General features: G+C 42.4%; 20 protein-coding genes. 2 read left to right on the top strand and 18 right to left on the bottom strand.

Going from position 1 to position 18300, the window contains the following annotated elements; translation table 11 throughout:
- Nucleotides 1-25: 25 nt before the first annotated feature.
- The 13 genes from ABES52_RS05135 to ABES52_RS05075 all read right to left on the bottom strand — a co-directional run bounded on the left by ABES52_RS05135 (nt 26) and on the right by ABES52_RS05075 (nt 12197).
- Nucleotides 26-997, bottom strand: coding sequence for a gluconeogenesis factor YvcK family protein (locus ABES52_RS05135; protein ID WP_429649625.1), 972 nt, complete (start codon nt 995-997; stop codon nt 26-28).
- Entirely contained in the window at nt 994-1887 is an 894-nt protein-coding gene (gene rapZ / locus ABES52_RS05130) for an RNase adapter RapZ (protein WP_429649623.1), read from the bottom strand. The genes ABES52_RS05135 and rapZ overlap by 4 nt, the downstream gene beginning before the upstream one ends.
- 28 nt (nt 1888-1915) lie before the next feature.
- Nucleotides 1916-2374: an NUDIX hydrolase gene (locus tag ABES52_RS05125; RefSeq protein WP_429649621.1), complete on the bottom strand. Its 459-nt coding sequence runs from the start codon at nt 2372-2374 to the stop codon at nt 1916-1918.
- Nucleotides 2375-2852: 478 nt separating this feature from the next.
- Entirely contained in the window at nt 2853-3803 is a 951-nt protein-coding gene (gene trxB / locus ABES52_RS05120) for a thioredoxin-disulfide reductase (RefSeq protein WP_429649619.1), read from the bottom strand.
- Between the two features lie 98 nt (nt 3804-3901).
- Nucleotides 3902-5410 (bottom strand): tetratricopeptide repeat protein, encoded by a 1509-nt coding sequence (locus ABES52_RS05115; protein ID WP_429649617.1) that lies wholly within the window; start codon nt 5408-5410, stop codon nt 3902-3904.
- Nucleotides 5411-5761: 351 nt separating this feature from the next.
- Nucleotides 5762-6406: a bifunctional phosphoribosyl-AMP cyclohydrolase/phosphoribosyl-ATP diphosphatase HisIE gene (gene hisIE / locus ABES52_RS05110; protein WP_429649615.1), complete on the bottom strand. Its 645-nt coding sequence runs from the start codon at nt 6404-6406 to the stop codon at nt 5762-5764.
- On the bottom strand, nt 6369-7160 hold the full coding sequence (gene hisF, locus ABES52_RS05105; protein ID WP_429649613.1) for an imidazole glycerol phosphate synthase subunit HisF: 792 nt from the start codon (nt 7158-7160) through the stop codon (nt 6369-6371). Before hisF ends, hisIE begins: the two co-directional genes overlap by 38 nt.
- The gene (hisA, locus tag ABES52_RS05100) at nt 7150-7893 is read right to left on the bottom strand and encodes a 1-(5-phosphoribosyl)-5-[(5-phosphoribosylamino)methylideneamino]imidazole-4-carboxamide isomerase (RefSeq protein WP_429649611.1); all 744 of its coding nucleotides are present in this window, start codon (nt 7891-7893) and stop codon (nt 7150-7152) included. Before hisA ends, hisF begins: the two co-directional genes overlap by 11 nt.
- Nucleotides 7865-8524, bottom strand: coding sequence for an imidazole glycerol phosphate synthase subunit HisH (hisH, locus tag ABES52_RS05095; RefSeq protein ID WP_429649609.1), 660 nt, complete (start codon nt 8522-8524; stop codon nt 7865-7867). The genes hisA and hisH overlap by 29 nt, the downstream gene beginning before the upstream one ends.
- Before the next feature lie 2 nt (nt 8525-8526).
- Nucleotides 8527-9111 carry an imidazoleglycerol-phosphate dehydratase HisB gene (gene hisB / locus ABES52_RS05090; RefSeq protein WP_429649607.1) on the bottom strand — a complete coding sequence of 195 codons (585 nt, stop codon included), beginning with the start codon at nt 9109-9111 and terminating at the stop codon, nt 8527-8529.
- Nucleotides 9111-10391: a histidinol dehydrogenase gene (gene hisD, locus ABES52_RS05085; protein WP_429649605.1), complete on the bottom strand. Its 1281-nt coding sequence runs from the start codon at nt 10389-10391 to the stop codon at nt 9111-9113. Before hisD ends, hisB begins: the two co-directional genes overlap by 1 nt.
- Complete coding sequence (hisG, locus tag ABES52_RS05080) at nt 10388-11023, bottom strand: ATP phosphoribosyltransferase (RefSeq protein ID WP_429649603.1); 636 nt, start codon at nt 11021-11023, stop codon at nt 10388-10390. Before hisG ends, hisD begins: the two co-directional genes overlap by 4 nt.
- A 13-nt stretch (nt 11024-11036) precedes the next feature.
- Complete coding sequence (locus ABES52_RS05075) at nt 11037-12197, bottom strand: ATP phosphoribosyltransferase regulatory subunit (RefSeq protein WP_429649601.1); 1161 nt, start codon at nt 12195-12197, stop codon at nt 11037-11039.
- Between the two features lie 202 nt (nt 12198-12399).
- Here ABES52_RS05075 and ABES52_RS05070 point away from each other — a divergent pair, with 202 nt between their 5' ends.
- Nucleotides 12400-12810 (top strand): YkvA family protein, encoded by a 411-nt coding sequence (locus ABES52_RS05070; protein ID WP_429649599.1) that lies wholly within the window; start codon nt 12400-12402, stop codon nt 12808-12810.
- Between the two features lie 292 nt (nt 12811-13102).
- Here the strand turns inward: ABES52_RS05070 and ABES52_RS05065 are convergent, their stop codons facing one another.
- From ABES52_RS05065 to hprK, 5 genes are read right to left on the bottom strand one after another with little or no spacing between them, the layout of a single operon-like run.
- A complete protein-coding gene (locus tag ABES52_RS05065) occupies nt 13103-13657 on the bottom strand; it encodes an acyltransferase (protein ID WP_429649597.1) in 555 nt (184 codons plus the stop codon).
- A complete protein-coding gene (gene ppaX / locus ABES52_RS05060) occupies nt 13654-14307 on the bottom strand; it encodes a pyrophosphatase PpaX (RefSeq protein WP_429649595.1) in 654 nt (217 codons plus the stop codon). The genes ABES52_RS05065 and ppaX overlap by 4 nt, the downstream gene beginning before the upstream one ends.
- Nucleotides 14304-15248, bottom strand: coding sequence for a nucleoside recognition domain-containing protein (locus ABES52_RS05055; RefSeq protein WP_429649593.1), 945 nt, complete (start codon nt 15246-15248; stop codon nt 14304-14306). The genes ppaX and ABES52_RS05055 overlap by 4 nt, the downstream gene beginning before the upstream one ends.
- An 18-nt stretch (nt 15249-15266) precedes the next feature.
- Nucleotides 15267-16070: a prolipoprotein diacylglyceryl transferase gene (gene lgt / locus ABES52_RS05050; protein ID WP_429649591.1), complete on the bottom strand. Its 804-nt coding sequence runs from the start codon at nt 16068-16070 to the stop codon at nt 15267-15269.
- A gap of 47 nt (nt 16071-16117) precedes the next feature.
- Nucleotides 16118-17053: an HPr(Ser) kinase/phosphatase gene (gene hprK / locus ABES52_RS05045; RefSeq protein WP_429649589.1), complete on the bottom strand. Its 936-nt coding sequence runs from the start codon at nt 17051-17053 to the stop codon at nt 16118-16120.
- A 486-nt stretch (nt 17054-17539) separates the two neighbouring features.
- Between hprK and ABES52_RS05040 the strand changes: the two genes are divergently transcribed.
- Nucleotides 17540-18253: an N-acetylmuramoyl-L-alanine amidase gene (locus ABES52_RS05040; RefSeq protein WP_429649587.1), complete on the top strand. Its 714-nt coding sequence runs from the start codon at nt 17540-17542 to the stop codon at nt 18251-18253.
- Nucleotides 18254-18300: the final 47 nt, after the last annotated feature.

Genomic DNA, 18300 nt, shown 5'->3' with positions numbered 1-18300 from the left:
CCTCCATTCCAAGCAACCGACATCATTACGTATTTTTACTTTCCATTAATAGGGAGTAAAGAATTTCCGAGACTTTATCTGTATCATGTCGTATAACTCCATCTTCATACGTCATAATTTCATCATAAATGACATCTAGGCCAAGATCCGTTAATCGTTCGATATCGAAATAAACCGGTTTGGCCATTTCTTCTTTATACCGTTCTTGAATGTCTAAAGGAACTTCTTCGTTGTTCACTAAAATCGTATCAATAAACGGTTGTTGAAAATGATCATAGATCGCTCTTACATGGTCGCTTGCAGTAAAATCAAGCGTTTCGCCTGCTTGTGTCATTAAGTTACAGATATATACTTTTTTCGCCTTCGCCCGGCACACCTCTTCACCAATTTTCGGAACAAGTAAGTTCGGCAAGATGCTCGTATATAAACTTCCCGGTCCGATAACGATCAAGTCAGCTGTTCGAATCGCATCTAACGTTTCCGGAAGGGGCTCAATATGTTCAGGTGTTAAAAACACACGGCGAATACGCTTACCTGAAAACGGAATTTTTGATTCACCCGAAACAACGGTCCCATCTTCCATCTCTGCGTGTAAAACAACGCTTTGATTAGCTGCAGGGAGCACCTTTCCGCTCACATTTAACACTCGACTCATTTCTTGAATCGCTCGGACAAAATCACCAGTAATTGACGTTAAAGCAGCAATAATTAAATTACCTAGCGAGTGGCCCGATAATTCGTTCGCTGTTTTAAATCGGTGCTGAAATAATTGCTCGATTAGCGGCTCGACATCTGATAACGCCGCTAAGACGTTACGTACATCTCCAGGAGGGGGAATATCTAATTCATTTCGTAACCTTCCTGAACTCCCTCCATCATCCGCTACCGTTACAATCGCCGTTATATCAATGGGATATTTTTTTAATCCGCGTAAAAGAACCGGCAAGCCAGTCCCTCCACCGATTACGACCACTCGGGGTTGTTGATGTATGGTCATGTTGTTTTTTCCTTTCTTTTCTCAATATCCCGATGGGTAATACGTGTATGATAGTCGTTTTCAAAATACTTGCCAATGTACTCTGTTAAGGCAACGGAACGGTGTTGTCCACCGGTACAGCCGATAGCAATAACGAGTTGACTTTTCCCTTCTCGTTTATAATGTGGGAGCATGAACGTTAATAAGTCGATCGTTTTCTCTAAAAATTTTTGCGTCTCGTTCCATTTCATGACATATTCATACACTTCTGCATCTAATCCTGTTTTCGGGCGCATATGCTCAATATAATGCGGGTTTGGTAAAAAACGAACGTCAAATACTAAATCGGCATCAATAGGAAGACCATGTTTAAAACCAAACGACATGACGTTTACCGTAAAAATAGAACGCTTATTCACCGAAAACTGAGTTAAAATTTTTTCCCGAAGCTCCCGCGGCTTCATATGTGATGTATTAAAAATAAGTTGCGCTCTTCCTTTTAGCTCTTCCAACAGCTTCCGTTCTTGACGAATTCCTTCAAGGGGGAGGCCGGATGGAGCTAATGGGTGTGAACGGCGCGTTTCTTTATAACGGCGAACGAGCACCGAGTCTTCCGCGTCTAAGAACAAAATTTGTGGGGTTACCCAGGACGTTTCTGCCAAGTCATCCAGGGCTTTAAATAGATGGTCAAAAAATTCTCGACCTCTTAGGTCCATCACAATCGCCACTTTGTTCATTTTACTTCCCGAGTCTTTCATCAATTCCAGAAACTTCGGTAACAAAGTCGGCGGTAAATTATCGACACAGAAAAAACCAAGATCTTCAAAGCTTTGAATGGCAACCGTTTTTCCTGCTCCTGACATCCCGGTAATAATGACTAATTGAACATCGCTTACAGAACCCGTACTCATTGAAAGATTCCCCCCTTGCTGGCTTTCATCAGCTTGGATCAAGTCGATACGATATTAATTCAAAATCTGGAGAATATGTAAACGTTCCGTAAAGGATTCCTTTTCCGTGGAGCACATAATCAAGGATATGATAATCCCCTTCAGCCATTGGCAATTCTTTTAGTTTGTCAATCGAATGCCAATGAATCGTTCCTTCTTCCGTTTCCTTTACGTTTACACCGTCTCCTTCTTTCGCTAAAAACGTAAACATCATCCACTCAGAGACCATTTCATGCCCATCTTTTATAATAAACGTGAAAATCCCTTTTACTTGCGGGTTTTTCACATAGATTCCCGTCTCTTCCCGGAATTCACGAATGCACGCTTCACGAATAGATTCACCTGGCTCCATTTTTCCGCCTGGAGCAGACCACCATCCACGTTTCGGCTTTTGAATCAATAATATTTGATCATCTTTGACAAATACGCAATTGGTTACTCGTTGCATTTTTTCACCTCAATAATATAAGAGAACATATACTTCATTTTATTATACAATGTTTTTTTAATTCGCTACAATGAACGAACATCCCTTCTCGAAAAAGTAGACAAAAAGAAAAGACACAGGTAGGTTCCTGTGTCAAAGGTTGGAATATATGAAAAAGGGGGTCAATTTCATTTCTATGTTACCTAAATTTTATTTCACCACTGTTACAACAGGTTTAAATGACCGTTACGGTTTTTAAAAAAATTGTTGAATCTTGACCCCTTTATGTCCCTTTCTTTTTAAAAGGCTCTACCCTAACATAACTAAGCGAAAGGCGGCGACTCCAGCGGGAACAAGAAGCCGCAAGACCGTTACTTGAGCGTAGCGAGGGAAGCGGCTTGCGGCTTGCCCGCGGAAAGCGCCCGCCACAAGCGAAATGTATAAATATCAACATTATCGTCTACATAGCCTTTTAAACAAGGAAAGAAACTGACGATGATTAGGCACGGCTTTTTATTTTCTCTTTGAGCTCTTCTACATAATGTTGAGCACTTTGCGCAGCGATACTTCCATCACCTGTCGCTGTGACAATTTGGCGTAACGATTTTTCACGGACGTCTCCTGCCGCAAAAATACCTGGTACTTTCGTCTCCATTCGTTCATTAGTTTCAATGTATCCATTCTCGTTCGTAATGCCCAAGTTTTCGAACGGTTTTGTTAATGGAACCATACCAATATAAATGAAGACACCATCTGTTTCAAATTCGCGCTCTTCTCCTGTTTTTGTGGATACAAGCGTTACACTGCCAACTTTTCCATCTTTTTCGTTAATTTGCTTCACTGTATGACTCCAAATGAAGTCGACTTTCTCATTTTCAAACGCACGTTGTTGTAAAATTTTTTGCGCACGTAGTTCATCACGACGGTGAACGATCGTTACTTTATTAGCGAAACGTGTTAAATAGACTCCTTCTTCTACCGCTGAGTCACCCCCGCCCACAACTACAAGGTTTTTTCCTTTAAAGAATGCGCCGTCACAAACCGCACAGTAGGAAACTCCACGGCCGCCTAATTCACTTTCGCCAGGTACACCTAGTTTTTTATACTCCGCACCTGTAGCGATAATCACCGCACGGGCTTTATATTCTTTGGTACCTGTTTTGACCACTTTATAGTCTCCGTGATCTTCAATTTCTTTTACATCGCCGTACGCATATTCCGCACCGAATTTTTTCGCATGCTCGAACATTTTATTGGATAACTCCGGTCCAAGAATATGGTCAAACCCTGGATAGTTTTCAACATCTTCCGTGTTGGCCATTTGTCCACCAGGAACACCACGTTCAAGCATTAAGGTAGACATATTCGCACGGGAAGAATATACAGCTGCTGTCATCCCCGCTGGACCTGCTCCAGCGATGATCACATCGTAAATTTTTTCTTCACTCACGATGCTACAACTCCTTTTAGAACAATTGTGTAATGACTTCTAAACTTATCGTATAGAAATACTTCTTTTACGTCCATTGATTTGCTCAAAAGGTCTCACTACTTCAAAATCCATTCTTTTAACTGTTTAACATATTTCGCCACGGTCGAAAGTGAAACGCCATAAAGTTCGGCAACATGGCGCTGAGTAACTTTTTCGTTTCGTAAATGATGCCATAAATAATCAATTCCAGCGGCCATCCCTCTTACATTGGCAAACGTCGCGTTTTCAGAAGCGATAGTCGTAAACACGACGAACCAAAACGCGAATAATCCTCCATTTTCTGGGCGAATCGGACGGTGCTTCTCGTATAGCTGTACGGCTACGTCATGTCCTCTTTGAATGATGGCAGGAACTTCTGCTTCTATATATTCACTAAGGACGAGGGAAAAATATCCTTTTTCCAATGACGTAAATTGCTCCGTCCCTTTCCACTCTGTATGAGATAACAGTCGTTTTTTATTTTCGCTTAATGAAAATAAAAATATTCCAAAGAGGCGATCTTCTACGTCAGTACTCGCCATTTTTTCTATGATGTACGCTTCATTTATTTCCAATGATGGTTCCGTATTTTTTTGTTCCCAAGGAGGCGTTCCTTTTTTCTCCGGACTTAACATCTCTAACTTTTTCCACGCCGCTCGCGCAATTTCTAGATGGTTTGTATGATAGGCAGCTTGACTGAGCCAATAATAAAAGGCAGGATCACCTTCAAACCCTTGTTTTTGCAACTTGCGTAACCAATAAAAAGCTTTCTCGTAACGACCAACAAGAGCCATCGTCGCCCCTAGTTTATATCGATGTTCTAACAACATCGGGTACGTCTTTTCTAAACGATCCAGCAGTTGATTAAGTCGTCCTTCTTCCCGTTGATAATACATAAATACGGCCGCATTACACAAAGCGTGTAAGTTTCCCGGATTTTTGTCCAATACGGTATGAAGAATTGTTGTTGCTTTTTCCGTTTCCCCGGTGTAAAAGTAAGCAAGCGCTAAGTTGTTATAAGCCGAATAAAAATCTGGAAACTGTTCAATAATATCTTCAAGCATTTGAATCGCCTTTGAAAAGTTTCCTGCCTCTAATTGTTCCCGTGCTTGTTCTTGCTTTACGATGAGTTCGTCTTGCTCGTACAACACTTCGTTCGCCTCTTCGGCATCTAACTGAATAATTTCGAGCAATTCTTCGGCATCTTGGACAAATTCACCATTTGGATCCAATTCTAAATAGGTTGTGATATGTTTGTACGATTCTTTAAACAACCCTAAGTAGGCATAGTTGTTCGCTAAAAAATAATGACATTCGACCATATAAGGGTCTAATTCGTTTAATACTTGATGAAACAACTGATTAGATTTTTGATATTCTCCTGTTTCCGCATACACAATTCCTAATTGACACACAATCATCGGTTCGAGCGGTTCTAATTGATTCGCCCGAATTAAATATTTCTTCGCATTTTCCAAATCACCGCTTTGAAACGCTTTGACTCCTTTGGAAAAATAATATTCACCTGTAGGGATAAACGAAAGAATTTTCCCTTTGTTCTTTTCTACGTGTGAGTCTTTTCTCATGCAAGACCTCCAATCCCGTTAAGTGTGGGATAATTTGAAACTTCCATCCATGAGGGGCTCTTTCCCACACGGATGGTTAGTTGAACGAATCGGACCTTAAGGGCAGTTGATTCCCCACGTATCTTCTTTGGTTCGCTCCATCTTGAGGTGGGGGCTTACTCCCGTTATGGTGATATAGTAAAACTTCAAGTGTAGAAAATAACGCACATGATAACTAGAGTAGTATACCATATTTCAATCATGTCATAAAATAGGGACTCTCTGACATTTTCCTTCACATTCACCGATGAAGTACCTCATTGTCAACTGAGTTCCTTTTTTACAATAATAAAAAGGCGATTCGCTTTCGAATCACCCTTTGTCATATCGTTTCTTTAACACCGCCCAAATATCATCCAATGGAACTTGTTGCTCTTGTAAAAGAACAAGTATATGGTAGAAAAGATCAGCGACTTCCCATTTCACTTCTTCTTTGTTTCGATTTTTCGCAGCGATGATTACTTCCGCAGCTTCTTCTCCGATCTTTTTCCCAATTTTATCGATTCCTTCATTGAATAAGTAGGTGGTATAGGCTCCTTCTGGTCGATCGAGCTTCCGCTTTTCAATTCGTTTGTCTAATAACATTAAGATAGAAATGGTGGCTCGTTCCTCTTCCCTTCTATCGGTTTGAAAAAACGGTTCGTCAAAGCAGCTCGTCGTCCCATGATGACACGCCGGACCTTCAGGAATGACTTGAACTAAAATAGCGTCGCGGTCGCAATCGTATGACATGTTGACGATATGTTGCACGTTCCCACTCGTCTCACCTTTATGCCAAAGCTCTTGTCGCGACCGACTGTAAAACCATGTTTGTCTCGTTTCCATGGAGCGAATGAGCGACTCTTTGTTCATATACGCCAACGTTAGCACTTCTTTTGTACGAACATCTTGTACAATGGCTGGAACAAGACCGTTTAGATCAAAGCGCACGTTCTCGACGATGGATTCCCAACTCACGAACTGGGACCCCCTTTCCGACTAAAAAGGTTTTTACTGCTTCAATGGACGTTTCACGATAATGAAAAATCGAAGCAGCTAATGCAGCGTCCGCTTTTCCTTCGGTAAACACGGTGTAAAAATCTTCTATCGAACCTGCTCCGCCAGATGCAATGACAGGAACATGGACGACTTCACTCACCACTCTCGTCAACGCGACATCATATCCCTTTTTTCCCCCATCTGTATCCATGCTTGTTAGTAAAATTTCTCCCGCACCTAAGGATACCGCTCGTTTGGCCCAGGTAAGAACGTCTAATTCCGTCCGAACATTCCCTCCATGGGTATGCACAAACCACGTCCCTTTTTCTTCATCCCACTTAGCATCAATGGCCACAACGATACATTGGTTACCAAAATACGCTGCTCCTTTCTGAATCAGTTCAGGATTTAATACCGCCGCTGTATTTAATGACACTTTATCTGCTCCCGAGCGAAGAATTCGTTTCATATCTTCTAAGGTACGAATACCGCCCCCCACTGTAAATGGAATCGCTAACTGGCTCGCTACAGAACGAACGACATCAATCATCGTTTCCCGCCCTTCTTTTGATGCGGAAATATCTAAAAACACTAATTCATCCGCTCCATGACGGTCATACATTTTCGCCAACTCCACCGGGTCACCCGCATCTTTTAACTGTTCAAATTGAATGCCTTTGACGACACGACCATCTTTTACGTCCAAACACGGAATAATTCGTTTAGCTAACATAGCTGTTCACCAGAGAATACGCCTCTTCCAACGAGAGTTTTCCAGTATAAAGAGCTTTACCGATAATCGCGCCTTGCACGCCTTTTTCTTTTAAGGCTACCAGTTTTCGTACATCGTCGATGGAGCTGACTCCACCTGAGGCAATTACGGAACACCCGGTTGCAACTGCTAACTGTTCAATCGCTTGTACGTTCGGTCCTGAAAGCGTCCCATCCGTAGCAATGTCCGTAAAAATAAACGTTTCAACGCCAATATCGGCTAATTGCTTCGCCACATCCACCGCTTTTTTACGAGAGTTTTTTAACCAGCCATCGGTGGCAACATAACCGTCTTTGGCATCCAACGACACTGCGAATGTTGACGAACCATACGTTTTTACCCATTCACCGATAAGTTCTGGCTTTCTAACGGCTAAACTACCGATGATTAAGCGGCTCGCTTCGTTTTCCAAATACCATTCAATGTCTCGTTCGGAACGAATGCCACCTCCAATTTGAACCGCTACCTTTAGTTCGGATAACATTTGAACAATCGTTTGTTTATTTTGAGGGGTACCTATTTTCGCACCGTCTAAATCGACGACGTGCAACCATTCGGCACCTTGATCAACAAACGCTTTGGCCACTTCCAGCGGTGTTTCGCTATAGACCGTTTCTTTCGTAAAATCTCCTTGGAACAAACGGACGCACTTTCCGTTTCGTAAATCAATAGCTGGATAAAGTTGAAATGTCATCACAAGTTCTCTCCCTTACACATGATTGAACAAACCGTTTGAGTAATGTTTGACCGACTTCCCCGCTTTTTTCTGGATGAAACTGCATGCCCGTCACGTTTCCCTTTTGGACGATACTCGGGATAGCCACTTCATAAGTAGTTGTAGCCACTAATATGGCTGGGACGTCCGTTTGAACGTAATACGAATGAACAAAATACACATACTGTCTGTTGACCCACTGGAAGTCTGGAGCAAAGGAGGCAACTTTAAGCGCGTTCCATCCCATATGGGGTACTTTGACCTTTTCGCCTTCAGTGGTTTGATTCGGAATACGAACAACCCGGCCAGGTAAGAAACCTAACCCTTTCGTCAACCCATTCTCTTCACTTTCTTCAAATAACAATTGCATCCCAAGGCAAATTCCAAGAAGAGGCCTTTCTTGAATATACTCCGTTAAAAATGGGACAAGTTGTTGTGCATGTAATCGTTGCATAGCATCTTTAAACGCACCGACGCCAGGTAAAATGAGACCGTCTGCTCGTTTCAGTTCGTCGATCGAACTTGAGACAAACGCATCCACTCCGATTCGCTCGAACGCTTTTTGCACGCTAAATAAATTGCCCACCCCATAATCAACAATGCCGATCATTGTTACAATACTCCTTTCGTGGAAGGAACGCCTTTTTCGCGTGGATCGAGTAAGGTCGCTTCATCAAGCGCCCGCCCTAACGCTTTAAATACCGCTTCAATCATATGATGCGAATTCCGTCCGTAATGTATGATGACATGTAGGTTCATTCTCGCCTCTAGGGCCAGCTTCCATAAAAATTCGTGTACTAACTCCGTATCGAACGTTCCGACGCGTGAACTCGGAAGTTCTCCCCTCATTTCAAAATGCGGGCGGTTGCTTAAATCAATAACGACTTGGGCTAACGCATCGTCCATCGGTACCCACGCCTGTCCGTAGCGGCGAATTCCTTTTTTATCACCTAACGCTTCTTTTAAAGCAAGACCTAAACAAATACCGATATCTTCCGTTGTATGGTGGTCATCAATGTCGGTATCTCCATTCGCTTTCAGCACTAAATCAAACTTTCCGTGCTGGGTAAACAAGTCAAGCATATGGTTTAAAAATGGCACGCCGGAATCGATGTCCGCTCTTCCTTCGCCGTCGATTGTAAATCGTAACGAAATATTTGTTTCCTTCGTCACCCGTTTCCACTCGGCTGTCCGCATCATTGGTCCCCTCGCTTTTCCATTCGAATTTCCACCGCCCGTGCATGGGCTTCCAATCCTTCTAATCTTGCAAACGCCGCAATTTTCGAAGCCTGTTCTTCGAGCGCTTGCTGGCTGTAACGGATAATGCTCGATATTTTAATAAAATCATTAACGTTTAACGGACTAGAAAAACGGGCCGTTCCGTTTGTTGGGAGCACATGATTCGGTCCCGCCAAGTAATCTCCAACGGGTTCTGAGCTCCATCTTCCGAGAAAAATCGCCCCCGCATGTTGAATGTTGGCCAGCACTTCCATCTCGTTTTCCACTATGATTTCTAAATGTTCTGGAGCAAATTGATTGATCGCTTCTATTCCTTCTTCAAGGGAAGCGACAAGGACAATTCGGCCATTGTTCGCTAAAGAAGCACGAGCGATGTGTTGACGAGGAAGTTCAGGAAGTTGTTTTTCAATTTCTTGCTGAACTTTCAAAGCCAACGATTCGCTTGGAGTGACTAAAACACTCGCCGCCCGTTCGTCGTGCTCAGCTTGAGAAAGTAAGTCCGCCGCCACTTCCTTGGCATCCGCCGTATCGTCTGCTAAAATCGCAATCTCGCTCGGACCGGCAATCATATCGATATCCACTTGTCCAAATACTTCCCGTTTCGCTAAGGCGACATAAATATTCCCAGGTCCGACGATTTTATCAACCGGGGCAATCGTTTCCGTTCCGTACGCTAGCGCAGCAATCGCTTGAGCGCCGCCTACTTTATAGATTTCAGTCACCCCAGCTTCGTTTGCAGCAACTAATACGGCAGGCGGAAGTTCCCCCATACGCATCGGTGGCGTCACCATGACGATACGCTTTACCCCGGCCACTTTAGCAGGTATCACGTTCATTAAAACGCTCGATGGATAGCTAGCGGTTCCACCTGGCACATACACGCCGACCGCCTGTAATGGGGTTAATTTTTGACCAAGCATTGTCCCTGTTTCGTCTGTCGTGATCCAGCTTGTTTTGCGCTGATGTTCATGGAACCGTTGAATGCGTTTTTTTGCTTCCCGAATGAGTTGCACTACTTCTTCTCCTACTTTTTCATACGCTTGCTCGATTTCTTGTTTGGATACGTAAAACGTCGTTAAGGAAACGTTGTCAAATTGATTCGTATAGTAAGCGAGCGCTTGGTCACCATTTCGGCGGACATGGTCAATAATTTCTTTGACAATGGCTCGCTGCGATTCCGTTGATTGTTCAATTGTCCGACGTAATTCATTCGGATTGGCTAAACGGGTGATGTTCATCGTGAAACCGCTCCTATCTTTTTCGTAATCGGTGTTAACTTTTGGACAATGTATTGAATTTGATCATATTTCAAACGAAATTGAACAGGATTGGCAATCAGTCGGGATGTTACTTCAATGATACGATCGTATTCGACCAGCCCGTTTTCTTTTAACGTCCGACCAGTGGATACAATATCGACAATCCGGTCCGCTAATCCGACTAACGGAGCAAGCTCAATGGACCCTCGGAGCGGAATAATGTCCACTTGCTCTCCCTTTTTCCGGAAATAGGATGAAGCGATGTGTGGATACTTCGTGGCGACCTTTTCATTCACTGCTTGACTCGGTAACCCCGCTACCGCTAAGTAACACGGACTAATTTGGAGATCCAGCAATTCATAAACATTCCGCTGTTCCTCTAACAAAACATCTTTCCCGGCAATTCCGATGTCGGCCACCCCTTGCTCCACATATGTCGGGACATCCATCGGTTTGGCTAAAATAAATCGGAATTTTTCTTCTTCCCCATCGATAATCAATTTCCTCGAATCCTCAAAATCGCTTGGCAGTTGAAAACCAGCTAGCCGAAGCATTTGGACGGCTTCTTCAAAAATTCGACCTTTTGGCATCGCTATCGTTAACCAGCTCATCGTTTTCCCTTCCTTAATCAAAAAATGGATAAATCTGTTTATATTTGTCAGAATAAAGTTTTATCTCATCCAAACTTTCAATCGGTTGTAAAACGATAGGAATTCCTTCCGCTCGTTTCTGTAGAGCAAAGCGAATCGCTTCCCGTTGCTTGTGTGGCAGAAACAGTACACATTCAAGCACCGGCAGCTGGACCTTCACGTTAAGCGCTTCTAAAACGTAATCGAGTCTTAGAGCAAAGCCCGTCGCCCCTAGCTTTCTCCCAAACTTTTCTACTAAAAAGTCATACCGGCCACCGTTCCCAAGCGGAAAGCCTATTTTTGGTGCATCCACTTCGAAAAGAATGCCAGAATAATAGTTCATTTCCCCAACAAGCGTTAAGTCAAATTGAACAAAAGAGGACACTTCATAATCTTCCAACACGTACCAAAGCTTTGATAGCTGCTCGAGCTCCTCAGATCCCTCTTTGTCGGTTAACAGTTCGGAAGCGGTAGAAAGCACGTCTTCTTTTCCCCGCAACGATAAAATGTTTAACAACCGTTTTTTCGTTTCCGTTGATACGGATAACGATTCGACATCTTTTTCGAATGCGACATAATTTTTTTCCACTAAATGCTGAGTAAACGAAGAAACGAGACGTTCTTCAGGGAGCATTCCTTTTAAAAGCTCCTGTAATAAGGTGGCATGCCCGATGGACACTTGAAACTTTTCTAAACTAATTTCTTTTAGTACAGAAACAAGTAAGGCGACGACCTCTCCATCAGCAGTAATGGAATAATCACCAATATACTCCACACCTATTTGTTCGAATTCCGATAGTGCTCCTCCCTCTTTTTTTGGCGAACGAAAAACGGGAGCACAATAGCCGAGGCGTAAGGGTAGTGGTTCTTTAGATAACGTTGAAGCAGCTAAACGGGCAATTGGTGTGGTCATATCAGGTCGTAATACAAGCGGTTGCCCAGATGAGTCGAGTAGTTTAAATAATTGGTGATCTTCAATAGCGGAAGCCACCCCCACCGTTTCGTAATATTCCAATGTCGGAGTTTCAACAAATCGATACCCCCACATGTGCAAGACGCGTTCTATGCTGGATCGAATTTGTTTTTTTCTTTCATATCGCTCTGGAAGAATGTCTTTCATCCCGTTCGGTTTTTCAAAAGCTAAAATTCGCGACAATGTTCTCACCCTTCGAATGATTCAAAATCCTTTAGTTCGCTAATATGGTAGTAAAGTAAAGTTATTCGTAGTTTACCTTGCTTTTCGGTTGACGTCAACCAAAATGGAAAACTTTTTTATCAAATGTTTACAAATGGTAACAAGCATCTTTTTTTCAAGAAAATGAAACAGTAAGGTACAATAACGATAAGAGGTGGTTGAAATGAAAGAAACGGAAGAAATGAAACGGGAGTTAGAGAAAAAAGGTGAACATTACTCGGAAGAAAAACTGTGGCAAAAGTTAAAAAAGTATGGAAAAAAAGCTGGGGTTTCGGCCGTTTACTCGGTACTCCTTCTTTATTACACCCTTCAAAAGCCGAACGTTCCTCCAAAAGCAAAAGCGATCATCATCGGGGCACTCGGATACTTTATTTTTCCAATTGATTTAATTCCTGATCTATCACCAGGAGTCGGCTTTACGGATGATTTAGGTGCGTTAGGTGTCGCCTTACTCCAAGTGGCCATGTACATTGATGACGACGTCAAACAGAAAGCGCGGAAAAAATTAGCCGATTGGTTCGGTAAAGACGTTGACTTATCTTACGTGGAAGCAAAAATAAACGGAAGGGACTGATCTAACTGAGGGCTTGATTTTCAGTAGATCAGTCCCTTTTTTTGATTGATAAATAGGAACGTTATAGCAAGTAAAATTCGACTTATTGGCAAGTAACTCAACGGTAGCGGAAAGTAATTCAATAGTAATGGCAAGTAAATTAATAGTAACGGAAAGTATTTCAAGAGTAACTGAAAGTAAACCTCTATCTAAGCAAGTAAATATCTATATGGAAACCGTAGACCACGATGGGGAGAAGTTTACACTCATTTTTCCATCTCAATTCGAATAGAATGATGCAATAAACTCTCGTCTAAAAATCCGATTTCCGCAAGTGGTCCATTATTTTAACTGAACTTTCTATCTGATCCCGCTTTTCCCGTTCTTCTTTTGTATAAATAATTCGCATCGGATTTCCGCCGACGAAGGCACCGGCTGGAACGTCTTTATGAACAAGCGTTCCTGCTGACACAATTGCACCGTCCCCAATGGTCACACCAGGTAAAATCGTCGAATTGGCCCCGATTAACACTTCATCACCGATTCGCACCTCGCCCAGTCGATATTCGTTAATTAAATATTCATGAGTGAGAATCGTCGTATTATAGCCGATGATGCAGTTGGAACCAACCGATATTTTTTCTGGAAACATTACATCCGGCATCGCCATTAAAGCGAACGATGTTTGTTTACCAACTTTCATTCCGAGAAGCGTCCGATACAGCCAGTTTTTCACCGGTAAAAAAGGCGTATAACGAGCGATTTGAATGACGATGAAATTTTTCATCACTTTCCAAAAGGAAACCGTTTTATACATTTGCCATAACGAATTAGAACCTTGGACGGGATATCGATCCGTTTTTCTCATTGTTTGCTCACCTGTAAAATATCAAATAAATCTTGAATATGCTCGAGAATATAGTCTGGTTCAAATTGGGCTAAATACTCTTTTCCTTTCGCTGACCAAGCAACACCTGCCGTCTTCGTCCCCGCATTTTTTCCACCTAAAATATCGTGAGAGTTGTCGCCAATCATGAGCGCTTCGTCAGGGGTGGAGCTAAGTTGTTGTAACGCTTTTTGTAATGGCTCCGGATCCGGCTTTGCGTGTTTCACATCGTCAAGACCGACGACCACATCGAAAAATTTGTCCAATTTCGTCAAACGGAGTCCTTTTATCACGGTGTCACGAATTTTGGTTGAAACAATTGCCATTTTATATCCCTGTTCATGTAATGCTTGAATGGTTTCATATACCCCGTCAAACTCTTTCACGAGCAAGTCATGGTTTTCTAAATTATATTTCCGATATCGTTCGATCATTTCGTCTACGCGTTCAGAATCGATTTTCATAAACGTATCCGCAAGCGGTGGACCCATAAATGGCAATACATCTTCGCGTTTGTATTGGTCCGGATAGTAATGGTTTAACGTGTGTATAAACGATGAAATTATTAATTCGTTCGTATCAATTAACGTTCCATCCAAGTCGAATAAAAGGGTCGTAATACGTTTACTCATAATGAAGCTTCCTTTCTATTCGTGATTGCGAGACGCCTCCAAACAAGCGAGACGATACATGTGATGATAATAGCAACAACTACCCGAATTAATAATAACGGCCAAACCGGAATGCCTAACGGAATAAAAATTAACGTATCCTCAATGACCGCGTGACAGGCGACAAGAAAAATAAACGCCAAGGTGACATCTTTGGAACTGACTCCGTCTTCTTTTACCGCTTGGATCATCACCCCGGCCCCATAGGCTAAGCCAAATAAAAGGCCAGCTGCCAACGTTGTAGAAGTATTCCGACTCATGCCAAGAATTTTCGTAAATGGAGCGACCCACTTGGAGAATTGTTGGAGCCATTTTAAATCTTTCATGAATTGAATACCCATCATTAACGGAATGACGATAAGAGCTAACTGAAACACTCCGATCGCTGCACTTTGTAGCCCATACAACGCAATTTCTCCCCACGAAGAAAAAGTCGGGTCACTTGGAGCCACCATGCCATATTGGGCTAGTTCACTGCCGCCTTCCCAAAGAAGATGAATAAAAAAGGCCGAAATCAAGGCTAAGCCTAACCGGACAGCCACCATCACCCATATTTTGACCCCGACTTTTTTAGCCACGCTCGATTCAACGAGTAAATTATGTGAAAACGATAGCATCACCGCGAGAATGAATACTTCTTTTACTGTCAGTTGTAGTGATAAAATGGCACCAATCCCCGCATATAAGTTTAAAAAATTTCCTAACACAAGCGGAATCGCCGCATCTCCAGATAAGCCGATATACGACATCAATGGTGAGATCAATTCAATCAACCAATGAAGAATCGGCGTATGTTGTAAAATCGATACAAATAACGTAATGGGAAAAATAATTTTTCCAAGCTCCCATGTCGTCTTTAGTCCAACTTGAATCCCTTGACGGAACGATTGGCGCCAATTCATATTTCTCTCTCCCATCTATTATTCTTTATCAGCATAACGTTGGTCAGCATACCCTTTAAAGCGACGATACCATATCAAACCAATGGCACTCACAACTAACACAATGGAAATGATTTGTGCCATTCGTAGCGTATCGGTCAACATTAAACTGTCTGTCCGCATGCCTTCAATATAAAACCGGCCGATCGAATACCAAATGATATATGTTAAAAATACTTCCCCACGACGTAAGGTCACTCGTCGTAAAAATAACAATAAGGCAAAACCAGCGAGGTTCCACAGCGATTCATATAAAAACGTTGGATGATGATAAGCTCCATTAATGTACATTTGATTGATGATCCAATCTGGTAAAAATAGCCCTTCTAAAAAGGAGCGACTTACTTCTCCACCATACGCTTCTTGGTTCATAAAATTGCCCCAGCGACCGATCGCTTGCGCTAAAATAATGGACGGTGCCGCAATATCCATCAATTCCCAAAATGAAACGTGCTTCGCTCTAGCAAAGACAATCGTGGTCACAACTGCACCGATAAGTGCCCCATGAATAGCTAACCCACCGTTCCAAATTTTAATGATATTTTCAGGGTATTGAGAATAATAGTCCCACTGAAAAATCACATAATAGGCCCGTGCCGTAAGAATCGAAATCGGAAGCGCCCATATGAGTAAATCCGCAAAAATATCGCTGTCTAGTCCTCGTTTTTCCGCTTCTTTGGATGCTAATAAGTAACCCAGCACTATGCCAATCCCGATGATAACTCCATACCAGCGAACTTCAATCGGTCCAATCGAGAAGGCAATTGGATCAAGTGGTTGCATTGTATGTTCCTCCTTTTTATTTATCATACGTTAACTCATTTTGAAGATTATAAATCTTCATGTCCGCTTTCCTCAATAACATCCGCTAATTTTTCGGTAAACTGTTGCGCCGCATTAACGCCCATCCGTTTTAAACGGAAGTTCATCGCAGCCACTTCAATAATGACCGCTAAGTTTCGTCCCGGTCGAACCGGAATCGTTAATTTCGTCAATTCCGTATCAATAATTTTTATTTTTTCCTCTTCAAGGCCCAGGCGGTCGTAATGTTTATTTTGATCCCATAACTCTAAATGAACAACGAGGGTGATTTGCTTATGACTTTTAACCGCCCCTGCACCAAACAAGGTCATGACGTTAATAATGCCCAGCCCACGAATTTCGAGTAAGTGCTCAATCAGCTCGGGGGCTGAACCAATAAGGGTATCTCCGTCCTCTTGGCGAATTTCGACGCAATCGTCCGCAACTAGCCGATGACCTCTTTTCACCAACTCTAAGGCCGTTTCACTTTTCCCAACTCCGCTTTTTCCAGTAATGAGAACACCGACGCCATAAATATCGACTAACACCCCATGAACAGCGGTCGTTGGGGCAAGCTTACTTTCTAAATAATTCGTAAGGCGGCTGGATAGACGCGTCGTCTTCATCGAAGATTTCATTACTGGTACGTCGTGCTCGTTCGATGCGACAATTAATTCTTCCGGTACATCCATATCCCTTGAAATAATAATTCCAGGAGTAATATCCGTACATAACTTTTGCATGCGCAATTGACGTTCTTCTTTGGACAACATTTCAAAAAAAGATAATTCTGTCTTCCCTAACAATTGTAGTCGCTCAGCTGGATAATAATCAAAGTAACCAGCCATTTCTAACCCTGGTCGGGAAATATCGCTAGTTGTAATCGGGCGATGAATCCCTTCTTCACCGCTGACTAGCTCTAAATCGAAACGCTCAATTAAATCTTTTGTCCGAACTTTAGCCAAACTAAGAGCCTCCTTACTTTTTGAAAATAACGATGAACAATCGTATGTATATTACAAATTCCTTCTTCATTGTAGCACTAATTGTCACCAATTGACATGATTCAATACTCTGTAGGAAGTTCCGTTTTTTTAAAACTCTACCCTGAAATAACTGTAGATAACTTTAGCTGTTATTTCACTTATCGATGTGCCAATTTTTATTGCATGGTTGTCTGTTAAACGATACTATTGATGATTATACATTACGCTTGTGGCGGACGCTTTCCGCGGGCACGCCGCTTCCCTCGCTACGCTCAAGTAAGGGTCTTGCGGCTTCTTGTTCCCGCTGGAGTCGCCGCCGTGTGAATAACTTGCTAAAAATCAACAATGACATATAACATAGCCTTTCTTGAAAATCACTATTTTCTCTGTAAAAGTATCGGATGGTTAAACAGGCTCATATTATAGAAGTAGGTTTTTCCTAAGTTTAATAGGGGTGAACGAAGGATGAAAATTATGCTCGATGCTGGACATGGATTTGACACACCAGGGAAACGATCACCGAATGGAATGAAAGAATATGAATTTAATCGAGCGGTTGCTAATTATGCTAAGCAAATGCTGGAAGACTACGAAAATGTGACCGTATATTTTGCACACTCAGACGAAGACGATGTCCCATTGCAAGAGCGGACGGACCGGGCCAACGCGTTAAATGTCGATTGTTATATTTCCATTCATTGCAATGCATTCGGAAACGGGGACTGGAACGAAGTCGACGGCATCGAAACGTACGTCTATATCACAAAACCAAAAGAAGCGTATGAACTGGCAACAGTTATTCATAAACAGCTTTTAGCCGTGACCGGTAGAGACGACCGAGGAGTGAAAACCGCGAATTTCCATGTGCTAAGGGAAACAAAGATGACCGCCGTTTTAGTTGAATGCGGGTTTATGACCAATCGTCTAGAAGCAGATTTGTTAAAATCGGATGAATATCGAAAAGCGTGTGCAGAAGGAATTGTACGAGGTCTAGCAGACTATTATCATCTAAAGAAAAAACCGAAACTAGTTCCAAGGATACTATCTACCACATCCGAAAAGAATAGAGGCTTATATCGCGTACAAGTAGGGGCATTTAAATACAAAGAAAATGCAGAACAATTAGCTCAAAGACTGAAAGAAGCCGGATTCGATTCGTATATCTACTATGAAGACTAGCAAAAAAAGGTGACTTGGTGTGTGGCATGGTATTATCCCCTACAGGT

This window comes from Aeribacillus pallidus, assembly GCF_050478865.1.
In the GTDB taxonomy this organism is placed as follows: Bacteria; Bacillota; Bacilli; order Bacillales; family JACDOC01; genus JACDOC01.
This window is presented reverse-complemented; position numbering and strand designations above follow the sequence as displayed.